The 12,950-nt window shown below is 71.7% G+C and carries 9 protein-coding genes; 7 read left to right on the top strand and 2 right to left on the bottom strand.

All coding sequences use genetic code 11. From position 1 onward, the window contains the following. The first annotated feature begins 206 nt into the window (after positions 1-206). The 4 genes from VT85_RS24825 to VT85_RS24810 all read left to right on the top strand — a co-directional run bounded on the left by VT85_RS24825 (position 207) and on the right by VT85_RS24810 (position 5,318). Positions 207-1,487, top strand: coding sequence for a pyridoxal phosphate-dependent aminotransferase (locus VT85_RS24825; RefSeq protein WP_197490996.1), 1,281 nt, complete (start codon positions 207-209; stop codon positions 1,485-1,487). Between the two features lie 97 nt (positions 1,488-1,584). Then, complete coding sequence (locus VT85_RS24820; protein WP_068420909.1) at positions 1,585-3,057, top strand: serine hydrolase domain-containing protein; 1,473 nt, start codon at positions 1,585-1,587, stop codon at positions 3,055-3,057. Positions 3,058-3,086: 29 nt separating this feature from the next. Continuing rightward, positions 3,087-4,997 carry a heavy metal translocating P-type ATPase gene (locus VT85_RS24815; protein WP_197490995.1) on the top strand — a complete coding sequence of 637 codons (1,911 nt, stop codon included), beginning with the start codon at positions 3,087-3,089 and terminating at the stop codon, positions 4,995-4,997. A 24-nt stretch (positions 4,998-5,021) separates the two neighbouring features. Next, positions 5,022-5,318, top strand: a complete 297-nt coding sequence (locus VT85_RS24810) for a hypothetical protein (RefSeq protein ID WP_068420908.1) — start codon at positions 5,022-5,024, stop codon at positions 5,316-5,318. A 64-nt stretch (positions 5,319-5,382) separates the two neighbouring features. Here the strand turns inward: VT85_RS24810 and VT85_RS24805 are convergent, their stop codons facing one another. Then, positions 5,383-6,450, bottom strand: a complete 1,068-nt coding sequence (locus VT85_RS24805) for a hypothetical protein (protein WP_156513090.1) — start codon at positions 6,448-6,450, stop codon at positions 5,383-5,385. Between the two features lie 363 nt (positions 6,451-6,813). Here VT85_RS24805 and guaB point away from each other — a divergent pair, with 363 nt between their 5' ends. From guaB to phoU, 3 genes are all read left to right on the top strand, one after another. After that, positions 6,814-8,319 carry an IMP dehydrogenase gene (gene guaB, locus VT85_RS24800; protein ID WP_068422627.1) on the top strand — a complete coding sequence of 502 codons (1,506 nt, stop codon included), beginning with the start codon at positions 6,814-6,816 and terminating at the stop codon, positions 8,317-8,319. Positions 8,320-8,672: 353 nt separating this feature from the next. Beyond that, a complete protein-coding gene (locus VT85_RS24795) occupies positions 8,673-10,925 on the top strand; it encodes a hypothetical protein (RefSeq protein WP_156513089.1) in 2,253 nt (750 codons plus the stop codon). Positions 10,926-11,224: 299 nt separating this feature from the next. Beyond that, on the top strand, positions 11,225-11,944 hold the full coding sequence (phoU, locus tag VT85_RS24790) for a phosphate signaling complex protein PhoU (RefSeq protein WP_068420901.1): 720 nt from the start codon (positions 11,225-11,227) through the stop codon (positions 11,942-11,944). Here the strand turns inward: phoU and VT85_RS24785 are convergent. Continuing rightward, the gene (locus tag VT85_RS24785; protein WP_156513088.1) at positions 11,913-12,890 is read right to left on the bottom strand and encodes a GNAT family N-acetyltransferase; all 978 of its coding nucleotides are present in this window, start codon (positions 12,888-12,890) and stop codon (positions 11,913-11,915) included. The genes phoU and VT85_RS24785 overlap by 32 nt on opposite strands. Positions 12,891-12,950: the final 60 nt, after the last annotated feature.

The raw sequence follows: 12,950 nt of genomic DNA, 5'->3' as shown, positions 1-12,950 counted from the left end.
TGTCCGGTGGGCTTCGGGAGAGGGGATCGACTCGGCGGGGGAGGGCCCTCGGGTGGGATCGGTCCCGCGCTTCGGGAGCGGATCGTCGCGTCCGGGTCTCCCCAGGGCCTGGCGACGAGAGCCAGTCGGTTGCGCAACCCCCCTTCGACGGACGAGTTCCGTTTCGTCGCGGGGGGCCGTCGCTCGAGAACCAAACCGAGGTGGACGTGATCGGTCAGACCCCGAATCGGCTGCAACCACGGAAGCCCCGGCCGTTCGACCTGGGCGTCTCGGCGCGATGGCTGGAGGCGCGGGTGCGGCCCGTCATCCGCCGAGGACCGCTGTCGTCCCGAGAGACGGCGCTGGCCGACCGGATCAAGCAGCTCAAGAAGGAGGCCGGCTCCCACTCCCCCAGCGCGCCGACCATCCTCAAGATGATCCCCGAGCTGCGGATGCGGGTGGACGCCTGCTTCCTCTCCAACCCCTACGCCACCGAGCTGTTCCTGGACAACCTCTATCGCGAGATCATCCGGCCGGGCAAGCTCCGCAAGCTGCTGGAGTTCTACCCGTCGCAGAATCGGGTGATCGCCGACAAGCTGGCGAGCGGGCTGGGGCTCTCGCCCGACCGCTTGTTCATCGGCAACGGCGCCATCGAGATCATCCAGGCGATCCTCCACCGCTTCACCGGGGACAAGATCCTGGTGAACCTCCCCACGTTCTCCCCCTACCACGAGTTCGTCCGGCCCGACACCCAGGTCGTGTACAACGTGGTGCGCAAGCAGGACGACTTCCAGCTGGACATCGGCGAGTACCTCCAGACCGTGCGCCGGGAGAAGCCGGACACCGTCGTCCTGATCAACCCCAACAACCCCGACGGCGGCTACATCCCGTACGCGAAGCTTGTCGCCATGCTCGAAGAGATGCGCGAGGTGCCCAACGTCCTCGTCGACGAGAGCTTCCTCCACTTCGCCTGCGAGGGGGACGGCTTCGCCTACCGCAGCCTGACCCACGAGATCGGCCGGTTCCCGAACCTGATGGTCGTCAAGAGCATGTCCAAGGACTTCGGCGTCGCCGGCATCCGCGCCGGTTACGCCGTGATGGCCCCGGAGCGGGTCAAGTCGCTGCTGGACAACGGCTACCTCTGGAACTCGTCGGGCCTGGCCGAATACTTCTTCGACCTCTACTCCCGTTCCGATTTCCAGGCCGATTACGAGCGGAAGCGGGTCCACTACATCCGCCACACCCGGCGGTTCTTCAAGGCGCTGACGACCCTCCCCGGCGTCCACGTCTACCCCAGCCACGCCAACTTCGCGCTGGTCGAACTCCGTCGCGACGACCTGACCGCCGAGGACCTCATCTGCCGCCTGCTCGTCCGCCGAGGCGTCTACGCCCGCGCCTGCGACGACAAGAAGGGCCTGGAGCCCGGCAAGTTCATCCGGGTCGCCTCCCGCACCCGTTCCGAGAACCGCTACATCCTTCGCGCCTTGAAGGAAGCCCTCCGCTCCTGACCCCCCCCGACGGGGGGCGCCCCTTGATCCGCGCCGCCGCCGGGCGTCCAATGGGCGTTGCGTCGAGGCGAGGAGACCGGGATGGGAGGGCGCGGCGATGAAGCGGATCGGCTGGGCGGCGGGACTGTTCGCGTGCCTGGGGGCCCTGGCGTTCGGGTCGGAGCCCCTTTCGAGGAGCGAGCCCGAGGCGCAGGGGGTGTCGTCGAAGGCCCTCCGCGAGTTCGTGCTCGCGGCCGACGGGATCGATTCGTTCCACAGCGTGATGCTGGTCCGCCACGGCCGGGTGGTGGCCGAGGGCTGGTGGGCGCCCTACGACGCCGAGACTCGCCATGAGCTTTACTCGCTGAGCAAGAGCTTCACCGCCACCGCCGTGGGCCTGGCCGTCGCCGAGGGGAAGCTGAGCGTCGACGACCCGGTCCTGAAGTTCTTCCCCGAGGACGCGCCCGAGAACCCGGACGCCAACCTCAAGGCGATGCGGGTGAGCGACCTGCTGCGGATGTCGACGGGCCATCAGGACGAGCCCAAACGGCCCGAGGGGGAGGTCTGGACGAAGGTCTTCCTCGCCCATCCGGTCCCGCACAAGCCGGGGACGCACTTCCTGTACAACACGTCGGGCACCTACATGGCCTCGGCGATCGTCCAGAAGGCGACCGGCCAAACCGTGCTCGACTACCTCCGCCCCCGCCTGTTCGACCCCCTGGGCATCGACGATCCGTCGTGGGGCGAGAGCCCGCAAGGGGTCTCGCTGGGGGGCTACGGCCTGAGCGTGCAAACCGAGGACGTCGCCAAGTTCGGGCAGCTCTACCTCCAGAAAGGGCGGTGGAACGGCAAGCAGCTCGTCCCCGAGTCGTGGGTGGCCGCGGCGACCTCGCTCCAGACCTCGAACGGGAGCAATCCCCGGAGCGACTGGGAGCAGGGCTACGGCTACCAGTTCTGGCGGGCCCGCCACGGCGCCTACCGGGGCGACGGGGCCTTCGGCCAGTACTGCCTGGTCATGCCCGAGCAAGACGCCGTGCTGGCGATCACCAGCGGCGTGAAGGACATGCAGGCCGTCCTCGACCTCGTCTGGGACCGGCTGCTGCCGGCCTTCGCGGACGCCCCGCTCCCCGCCGACCCGGACGCCCGCGAGGCGCTGACGGCCACGCTCAAGGGCCTGACGCTGCGGGCGCCCGAGGGGGCCGCGACGCCCGGATCGTCGGTGAAGGCGGCCGGCCGGACCTTCAAGTTCGGCGACAACCCCCGGAAGCTGGAATCGCTGAAGTTGGAGCCGGGCGAAGGCGCGGCCACGCTGGTCCTCCGCGTCGACGGCGCCGAGCACCGCATCCCCTGCGGGCGGGGCGAGTGGGTCAAGTCCCGCGCCGCGCTCGGCGGGTTCCCGGAGCAACCCGTCGCCGCCGCCGCCGCGTGGACGGCCGACGACGTGCTGACCGCCCGGGTCGTCCTCATCCAGACCCCGTTCCACGTCACCTACCGCATCAAGTTCGAGGGCGACCGGGCGACCCTCGACCCCGAGGTCAACGTCGGCTTCGGCGCGACCCGAGGCGCGGCGCTCGTCGGCGCGGCGGAGTGAACGTCGTGAATGCGGATCGGCGGGAACCCATGAAGCGAACGACCTCGGAATTCCTCGCGTCCCTGCGATCGTTGGAGATGGTGATCGCGGCGATCGCCGTCGCGGCGATCGCGATCCATCTGGTCCTCCGGTTCGGCTTCGGGGGGGGCGGGACGGTGTTCGGCGCGTCGGCGCAGGACGTGCCGCTGTGGATCGCGCTGGCGTGCGGCTCGCCGCTGGTGCTCGGCCTGGCGAACCGCCTGGTGCGCTGGGATTTCAGCTCCGACCTGCTTGCGGGGATCTCCATCGTCACGTCGGTGATCCTGGGGGAATACCTCGCCGGGACGCTGGTGGTGCTGATGCTTTCCGGCGGGCAGGCGCTGGAGGCTTACGCGGTGCGCCGGGCGTCGTACGCGTTGGAGGCGCTGGCGAAGCGGATGCCGTCGCTGGCGCATCGCAAGGTGGACGGGGCCATGGTCGACGTACCGCTGGCCGAGGTGGCGGTGGGGGACGCCCTGGTCGTCTTCCCGCACGAGACCTGCCCGGTCGACGGCGTGGTGCTCGAAGGCCGGAGCACGATGAACGAGGCGTACCTGACGGGCGAGCCCTACCTGCTCCCCAAGGCCGCCGGGTCGGAAGTGCTCTCCGGGGCGGTCAACGGCGATGGGGCGTTGACGATCCGGGCGGAGAAATCGGCCGTCGATTCGCGGTACGCCAAGATCATGGAGGTCATGCGGGAGTCGGAGCAGCGTCGGCCGCAACTGCGGCGGCTGGGGGACCAGTTGGGCGCGATCTACACGCCGCTGGCCATGGCGATCGCGCTGGCGGCCTGGGCGCTCAGCGGCGACGCCACGCGGTTCCTGGCCGTGCTGGTGGTGGCGACCCCGTGCCCGCTGCTGATCGCGATCCCGACGGCGATCATCGGCGCGGTGTCGCTGGCGGCGCGTCGGGGGATCATCATCAAGGACCCGGCGGTGCTGGAGAAGGTGGGGACCTGCCGGGTCGCCATCTTCGACAAGACGGGGACGCTCACCTACGGACAGCCGAAGCTGACCGAGATCCACCCCGCGCCGGGCTTCACCGGCGACGAGGCCCTGGCGGCGGTGGCGAGCCTGGAGCGCTATTCCCGGCACCCGCTGGCCTCGGCGATGATCGAGGCCGCGGACGTGGCGGGGCTGCCCCACCAGGAGGCCGAGGCGGTGAGCGAGCGGCCGGGCGAAGGGCTGCGCGGCCAGGTCGGCGGCCGGACGATCCGGGTGACCAGCCGGAAGAAGCTCGCCGCGGAGGCGCCGGAGTCGGCCGCGGGGATGCCGCCGCAGGCGGGGGGCCTGGAGTGCGTCGCGCTCGTCGACGGCCGCTACGCGGCGACCTTCCGATTCCGCGACGAGCCCCGCGCGGAGGGCCGGTCGTTCATCAAGCACCTGGGCCCCCGGCACGGCTTCGACCGCGTCCTGATGGTCTCGGGCGACCGCGAGAGCGAGGTCCGCTACCTGGCCGAGAAGGTGGGGATCGACGAGGTTTACGCCGGCCAGAGCCCGGAACAGAAGCTGGCCCTGGTCCGCCAGGAGACCGCGAAGGCCGACACCGTGTTCCTGGGCGACGGGATCAACGACGCCCCGGCCCTGACCGCCGCGACGGTGGGGATCGCCTTCGGCCAGGCCAGCGATGTGACCGCCGAGGCCGCCGGCGCCGTGATCCTGGAAAGCTCGCTGGAGCGGGTCGACGAGCTGCTGCACATCGGCCGCCGGATGCGGACCATCGCGCTGCAAAGCGCCGTCGGCGGCATGGCGCTGAGCCTGATCGGCATGGGCGTCGCGGCGGCCGGCTGGCTGCCGCCGACCGCCGGGGCCATCACCCAGGAGGTCATCGACGTCGTCGCCGTGCTCAACGCCCTGCGGGCCGCCGCCGCCCCCCGCACGCTCACCGACTACGCCTCGAAACCCCGCGACGGATCGCCCTGACCGGACGGACGCGAGGAGCCCGACATGGAACAGCTCGCACGGTGGCTCAACGCGGGGGCGGCGCGGGCCGCATTCATCCCCATCGCCGGATTGCTCGTCGGAGTGGCCCTCGGCGCAGCCTGGGCGGCCCTTCGCGGCGCGACCGACCTCGACGCGGTCTGGATCGTCGTGAAGGGGGGCCTGCTGGGGTCCTTCCTCGGCATGAGCGGGGCCGTCGCCGCGGCGACCGGGGGCCGGTCCAACCTGACGAACGTCCGCGGCCTGGCGTGGCTGATCGGGATCGCGGCGGTCTTCTGCTTCTTCTGGGCCGCGATCCCGTGAGGCGCCCGAACTTCCGAGCGTGGCCCCGGCGCCGAGCCGCTCCAGCCCGCGACGGCCGCGACCGTCAGCGGCTTTGGGCGTGGGCGTCGAGCTCCTTCCAGCTCATCCCCTTAAAGGCGTCGGTGGCCGCCGCGCGGAGGGCCGCGCCGCTGGGGTCGGCGGGGGCCGGGGCGACGGTGCGAGCGGCGACGGCCGCGTCGCGGACGGCGGCGAGGGCCGGGATCAGCCGCGAGTAGATCTCCGCCTGGCGTTCCGTGGTCGCCGGGCCGAACCGCAGGTTGAAGGCGTTCATGAAGGCGATCAGGTCGCCCACGGTCCGCTCCCCGCCGGCGTCGAGTTCCTTGAGCAGGGCCTTCATGCTGGGGTCGTCCAGCAGCCGGGAGAGGCCGTCGAGGGTGGTGAGGAAGTTCTTCGCGTCGAGGTAGCCCGGCTCGAAGTCGGCCGCGTGCTTCTGGAAGCTCGCGCGGAAGCCGGCCACGGCGTCGCGCACCCGCTGGAGCGTCTCCGCCGAGACCGGGCCCTTCACGTCTTCCGCCAGGGCCGCCGTCACCGCCTTGCGCAGGGCGTCGCGATCGGCCTGGTACTCGGAGCCCGCCAGCAGGCCGGGGAGCGAGCCCTCGCCGGTCATCTGGTCCAGGCAGAGGGTGACGGCCTCGCTGTCCCATTCGAACGGGATCTCGCGGATCGCCGCGGCGCTCAGGGGGGTGGCCGTGCGGCCGGCGTGGGCCGCGCCGGGGTCGGAGTCGAGGATCGCCAGCAGCAGCGTGTTGAGCGTGGTGCCGTCGCGCTCCTCGCCCACGTCCACTCGCTCCTGGCGTTCGGCGTCGCGCCGAGCGTCGGCCTTCGCCTTGTCCGCGCGGAGCTGGGCCTGCCGCACCCGGAGGGCCTGGTTCCACTTGATCATGGTCTGGAGGTTGAGGGCGTCGGCCTGGGCCTTCTCGACCGCGTACACGCCCCGGCCGCGCGAATAGGCCCCCAGGCCCGCCATGAAGCCCGCGCCGGGGTCCGCCCCCCAGGCGCTCATGCCGTAGCCGCCGTATCCGCCGGGATACATCATCTGCGCCTCGGCCGGTCCCCCGGCCGCGAGCGACGCCAGCGCCAGCCCCACCATGATCCCTGTTCGACGATTCATGCGACGGCTCCCGATTCGACCTCGATCAACGCGACTCTCCCTCAGAGCGTAGTACAGCGGAGGCCGGAGCACAAAAACCAAAATCGGCCCCGGCCCCGCCGGGATTGGGAACGAACGGGCGCGATTTCGGGCGTCCCGCGACCGAGAGCGGCGGTCGTCGAGGCGGTTGGTCTTGTCGATTCCGACGGCTGCGGGTTTAATGTCGAAGGAAAGGCACCAGATCCCCCGACCTCGATCGACGACCCCGGGCCCGACCAGAAATCACGTCTTGTCCGTCTTGAAATCGTCGATCGTTGAAGATCGCGCCACATCGTGTGGCGCCGTTCGGCCTGCGGGTCGGGCTTGAAGCCGGAGCTTTTCCCGATGCACGACCGCATCGCCTATCAAGGCATCACCTTCGACGACGTTTTGCTCGAACCGGGATACTCCGATCACCTCCCTCGCGAGGTCGAAGTCCGGACCCAGTTGACCTCCTCGATCGCGCTGAACATCCCGATCCTGTCGTCCCCGATGGACACGGTGACCGAGGCCGAGCTGGCGATCGCGCTGGCCCAGGAGGGGGGCCTGGGGGTCATCCACAAGAACATGTCGATCGAGGAGCAGACCCGCGAGGTCGACAAGGTGAAGCGGTCCGAGAACGGGATCATCGTCGACCCGATCACGCTGCCGCCCGACGCCACGGTGGGGGAGGCCCGCCAGATCATGAGCGGGCACAACATCTCGGGCGTGCCGATCACCGTCGGCGGCCGGCTCAAGGGGATCCTCACCCGCCGCGACCTGCGATTCCTGGAGTCGAGCGAGCTCCGGATCGAGGAGGTCATGACGCGGGAGAACCTGGTCACGGCCCCGGCCGACACCAGCCTGGAAGAAGCCGACCGGATTTTGATGAAGAATAAGGTCGAGAAACTTCTGCTGGTTGACGATGACTATCGACTGAAGGGCCTCATCACGATCAAGGACATCGACAAGTTGCACCGGTATCCCAACGCCTGCAAGGATTCTCGCGGGCGGCTGCGGGTCGGGGCGGCGGTCGGGGTCCACGACTATGAGCGGATCGCCTCGCTCCTGGAGGCGGACGTCGACGTTTTGACGGTGGACTCGGCCCACGGGCACAGCAAGAACGTGGTCGAGACCGTGCGGAGGATCAAGCGCGAGTTCGAGATCCAGGTCGTGGCCGGGAACGTCGCCACCGCCGAGGGTGCCAAGGCCCTGGCCGACGCCGGGGCCGACGCGGTGAAGGTGGGGATCGGGCCGGGCTCGATCTGCACCACGCGGGTGGTCTCCGGGGTGGGAGTCCCCCAGATGACGGCGATCGCCGCGGCGGCCAAGGCCATCGGCAGCGGGACGCCGGTCATCGCCGACGGCGGGATCCGCTACTCGGGAGACATCACCAAGGCGATCGCGGCCGGCGCCCATTGCGTCATGATCGGCGGCCTGTTCGCCGGCCTGGCCGAGAGCCCGGGCGAGATGATCATCTACCGGGGTCGGAGCTTCAAGGCCTATCGCGGCATGGGCTCGCTGGGCGCCATGGCCAAGGGCTCGCATGAGCGCTATCGCCAGGAGGCCGCCTGGCCGGTCGACGGCAAGGGCACCGCGTCCCAGAAGCTCGTCCCCGAGGGCGTCGAGGGGCGGGTCCCCTACAAGGGCCCCCTCGCCGAATACGTGTTCCAGCTGGTGGGGGGCCTGCGGGCCGGGATGGGATACTGCGGGACCCGGACGATCGACGACCTGCGGACCCGCAGCCGATTCATCCAGGTGACCGCGGCCTCGGTCCAGGAAGGCCACCCCCACGACATCGCCATCACCCAGGAAGCCCCCAATTATTCGACCTACACCGGCGAATCCGAAGGGGGCCGGCCCTCGGTCTGAATCCAAAACCCGAGGACGGGCCGGCGCCTCCCAGGGAAAGCCGACCCGAACCTCGGGAAGCCGGACGCGATCCGCGTCCGTTTGAAGTCTCACGACCCATCGTGGTCTCGGTCTCAGAAGTCGTAGTCGAAGTCGAGGAAGTCCCCCCGGCCTCCCGATCGGGATCGGGAGCGGGCGGGAGCCCCGCGAACGGAATCGTGGGAAGCAGCATCGACGGTTTCCGACCCGGCCCAGATTGGCGCGATCCTCGCGTCGTCGTCGCCGGGTCCGTTGACGAGCCGGCGCGTCGGGGGCGGGGGGGAGATCCTCCGTCCGGAGGCGTCGCGCGTTCCAGGAAAGCAAGGAGGCGTGGCTTGCGTCGCACTACCTCGGCATTGACCACGACGATCCTCGGGGCCGTCCTCTCGGCCACGACGGTCTCGGCCCAGCAGTCCCTGCCGCCGACGGGGAACGCGCCCGGCCCGGGCTCCGGCACGGCCGGGGACTCCGACGCCGGCTTCGGCATGGCCGCCGCGCGGGGCGCCCGACACCTCCTCCGCAACGGCCTGGACTACATCGAGTACCAGGAGTTCGAACGGGCGCTGAAGTATCTCCGCGAGGCGGAGAAGCGCCAGGCCGAGCTGAACGAGCCCGAGCGGACCAAGCTCAAGCAGGCCCTGGACCGCGCCCAGCGCGGCACCCGCGAGGCCATCGGCTCGGAGCGGCCCTACGCCCTGAGCCGTCGCTCGCTCCGCTCCGGAGGCTTCGCCCCGGCCGCCGCCGCCGAGCCGGCCGTCGCCGACTCGCGGACCAAGGCCCGCCCCGCCGCCTCCCGCGAGGGAGACGACCGCGCCGAGCCGATCCAGCTCGCCGGCGCCGAGGCCCCCGCGCCCTCCCCGGCCGGACGGGCCCCGTCGCGAGTCGCCTCGGCCCCCGCGTCGCTCCCCGAGATCCCCGAAGGCCCCTCGGCCCTCCGATCGGCCCCCGCACCGGCGACGGCGACGGTCGACGAGCCGCCCAGCCTGGACGCCATGCCGACGGCGCCCCCCGTCACCCGGATCGAGCCCGCCGCCACGCAAGCCCCGGCCCCGGCCCTCGCCGCCGCGCCCGCTCCGGTCGCCGCGCCCGAGGAACGCAACGCCGCCGAGGAGGCCCAGGCCGACCTGACCGCGCCGTTCCCGACCCTCGACGCCCCTTCGGCCCTCGACCCGGCCGTCACCCGGTCCGCCAGCCCCAGGGCCGCCGCCCCGGCACCGGCACCGGCACCGGCACCGGCCCCGGCCCCGGCGCCGATCGAGCTGGAACACCCCGACGATCTGGCGCCCCAGGAGCCCGAGCCCGCCGCCGTGGCCGTCCCGGTCGCCCCGGCGCCCCGAAGCGGAACCACGGTCTTCGCCGAGCCCGACGCCGAGGCCGCGGCCCCGGCCCCCGCCCCCGTCGCGGAAGAGCCGCTCGCGCCCAGCCTGGACGCCGCGCCGTCCCAGGTCGCGCCGATGCAGCTCGACGACCCGGCCCTGGACCTCCCCGCCCTCCCGGCCGACCTCGGCGAGATGGTCGAATCCCCGACCGCGACCGCGACGCCGGCGGCGACGTCGGCCGACGCCCAGGCCGACGATGAGCCGGCCGACGTCCAGGCCGACGACGACCTGCCGCTGCTCCCGGAGGAAGACCAGGCCGTCGGCCGGGCCGTCCCCGAAGCCATGACCGAACCCGCGCCGGTCGCCGCGCCCGAACCCGCTCCTCTGGCCGAAACCGCCCCGGCCCCGGCCTCGGCCCCGGTCGAAGCGGAAGCCGAAATCCAGGATAGCCTGCCCGAAGCGGCCGAAAGCCTGCCGACCCTGCCGTCCGAGGACTCGGAACCGCTGTCGCCCACGCCGGCTCCGGCGCCGGAACCCGCGCCCGCTCCCGTGATGGCGCCCGAGTTCACGCCGGCCCCGACCGCGCCGTCCGGCTCGGGCTTCGTCCCCAGTCGGGGGGCGCCCGCGTCGATCCTCACGCCCGACCTGGAACAGCGGGTCGAGGAACTCGCCAGGAGGCAGGAGGAAGAGGCTCGCGGTCGGGACGCCCGCCGCGCCGTGCAGGAGCCGATGGCGACGGACCCCACGATCACGACCGAGCCCGACGCACCGGCCGGGACCTATTCGGACAACCGGGCCCAGACCCAGATCGACATCAGCCGCGCCCCCAGCCCGGCCGAGGCCCGGCCCATCGGCGCGGTGCCCGTCCCCGAGGATTGGGTCCCGCTCGGCGCCCGGGCCTGGAGCCCCCAGCGCAAGTACTGGGCCGCCGCCGCGACCTGCCACCTGCCGCTCTACTTCCAGGACCCCATGCTGGAACGCTACGGCCATAGCGTCGAGAACTACATCGGGCCCATGGGCCGGTTCCTCTCCTACCCGGTCGACAACCACAAGCAGAGCACCCAGCGGAACCAGATCGCCCAGCCGTTCGCCTCGATCGGCCAGTTCGCCTTCCAGATCCTCACCTTGCCCTACGCCGTGGTCATGGATCCCCCGTGGGAGGCCCAGTACGACCTCGGCTACTGGCGTCCCGGCGACAAGATCCCGACCGACATGTACTATCTCCCCCTCCACGGCACCGGCCCGGCGCTCAAGGGCATGAAGTACTGAGCCGACGGATCGAACCGCATCGAACCAGGGCCCCGGGCGCTCGACGAGCCCCGGGGCCCTTCCCGTTTCGAAGCGCGAAACGAGACCGAACGCCACCGGCCGTCCCGCTCCGCCGAGAGGGAATCGACGCGAAGGAGCCCCCTCCCCGATCCCCCAGCCGCCCCCGGTTCCGTGGCCCCCGATCTCAAATGTGAATTCTTGATTCAGGTTTCAGATCGACGGTTGTTCCCACGGCGGTGATCCCGTAACCTTCAATCGGGGGTCGAGTCGGGCGAGCGGTTTCGGCGAGGGCGAGGGCGATGCGAGAGAATCCGAAGACGGCCGTTTCGCCGTCTCCGACATCCTGGGACGAGCCGAGGACCTCGGTCGGGCGGCACTTCCTGCGCGACCTGGAGACGCTCTGGGCCGACGTGCTCCGCCTGGCGGCGATCGTCGAGGAAGACCTGGAGCGGAGCATCCAGGCGCTCTGCGACGGCGAGGTCGCCCTGGCGGAAGAGATCCGCCTGCGCAAGCCCGACGTCGAGCAGTGGGAGGTGACGCTGGAGCGCGAGTGCGTGCGCGTCCTGGCCTTGCACCAGCCCGTGGCCTCCGACCTTCGGCGGGTGGCCGCCGTGCTCAGGATCAACGGCGACCTCGAACGTCTGGGCGACCTGGCCCGGCACATCGCCAAGCGGGTGGGCAAGCTCGCCGACGACCCCCGCGCGTTCCCGATCCCCCAGCCCCTGGAGAACCTCGCGACGGCCGCCCTGGATCAGGTCCGCCGCGGCCTCGACGCGCTGACCCGCGCCGACGTCAACCTCGCCCGCGAGGTCATCCACGCCGATTACGCCGTCGACCGGGTCTATCGCAAGGTGGTCGCCGGCCTGAAGCGCGACATCGTCGACGACCCGGGGCGGGTCGACGCCTGGCTCCGGTTCGTCAGCACCGCCCGCAATCTGGAGCGGATCGCCGACCACGCCGCAAGGATCGCCGAGGTGGTCCTCTACCTCAAGGAAGGCGAGCCGCTGGGCCGCCGTTGACCCTCGACAGGACCGCGAGGTGCACCGCCCGCCGGTCGAACGGGACGAAGCCGGTCTCGCGATAGAGCCGGGCCGCGGGGTGGTTCCGCACGTCGACCGCCAGCTCGACCGCCAAGGCGTGCGGCCGGGCCAGCGCCAGCGCGTGCGTCACGGCCTGCACGCCGAAGCCTCGCCCCCGCGCCCGGGGCGTCAGGCCGAGATAGACGACCTCCCACGCGTCCCGGTCGGGCGCGTCGGCCAGCAAAACCACGGCGCGGGCTTCGGGGTCGTCGGCGTCGCGGCCCAGCCGCCAGCGCGTGGGATCGAAGCCTTCCGCCCCGCGATGCCCCGCCACCACGTCCTCCATCGGCCGCGCGCCCTCCAGCTCGGGCATGTCCAGGCTGCCGGCGTAGGTGGCCGCCAGCGCGTCCAGGAACGCGGCCTCGCCCACGTCGTCCAGCCCCCGCCATTCCAGTTCGGGCGAAGGCCGAAGCGCGACCGGCGCGGGGGTCGCCGCGTCACGTCGCAGATAGACGAGGTCGGTGATCCGGGGCATCCCCCCCCGGGCCAGGTCGCGCCCACCCTTCGAGTCGCCCGACCCGTCGAGGACCGCCTGCGCGACGGCCACGCCCGACTCCCGAAGGCCGTCGAGCGCCCCCCGGACGAGTTCGGCGGCTATCTCGGCCCGCCCCCAGGCCGTCGCGATCCGGGGCGCCCAGACCGCCGCCGCTCGCCCCGGCAGCGTCTGCGACAGCAGCACGCCGACGATCCGGCCCGACCCGGTCCAGCCCCCCCGCCTCGCGATCCAGAGCCCCGACAGGTCGACGCGCCCCGCCAGCCCGTCCTCCATCGCCTGCGCGACCAGCGCGGAGCGGGCCCAGCCTTCCAGGCCCTGATACAACACGTCGAGCGCCTCGGCCCGGTCGTCGGGAGGACATCGAAGGATCTGGAGGTTGGACGAGGCCATCATCGCCGCCGCAAAAGCCGCCCCGACCCCGCCGTCTCGCGCGACGGACCCAAGGTCCCG

Origin of the sequence: Planctomyces sp. SH-PL62 (assembly GCF_001610895.1) — a bacterium.
In the GTDB taxonomy this organism is placed as follows: domain Bacteria; phylum Planctomycetota; class Planctomycetia; order Isosphaerales; family Isosphaeraceae; genus Paludisphaera.
Note: the sequence above shows the minus strand (reverse complement) of the source record. Positions and strands in the feature narration are given on the sequence as shown.

Bases quoted from the DNA above. Each gene is read 5' to 3' on its own strand.
- VT85_RS24820 (WP_068420909.1), top strand. From the start codon at position 1,585: ATGAAGCGGATCGGCTGGGCGGCGGGACTGTTCGCGTGCCTGGGGGCC.
- VT85_RS24815 (WP_197490995.1), top strand. From the start codon at position 3,087: ATGAAGCGAACGACCTCGGAATTCCTCGCGTCCCTGCGATCGTTGGAG.
- VT85_RS24810 (WP_068420908.1), top strand. From the start codon at position 5,022: ATGGAACAGCTCGCACGGTGGCTCAACGCGGGGGCGGCGCGGGCCGCA.
- VT85_RS24805 (WP_156513090.1), bottom strand. From the start codon at position 6,450: ATGAATCGTCGAACAGGGATCATGGTGGGGCTGGCGCTGGCGTCGCTC.
- guaB (WP_068422627.1), top strand. From the start codon at position 6,814: ATGCACGACCGCATCGCCTATCAAGGCATCACCTTCGACGACGTTTTG.
- phoU (WP_068420901.1), top strand. From the start codon at position 11,225: ATGCGAGAGAATCCGAAGACGGCCGTTTCGCCGTCTCCGACATCCTGG.
- VT85_RS24785 (WP_156513088.1), bottom strand. From the start codon at position 12,890: ATGGCCTCGTCCAACCTCCAGATCCTTCGATGTCCTCCCGACGACCGG.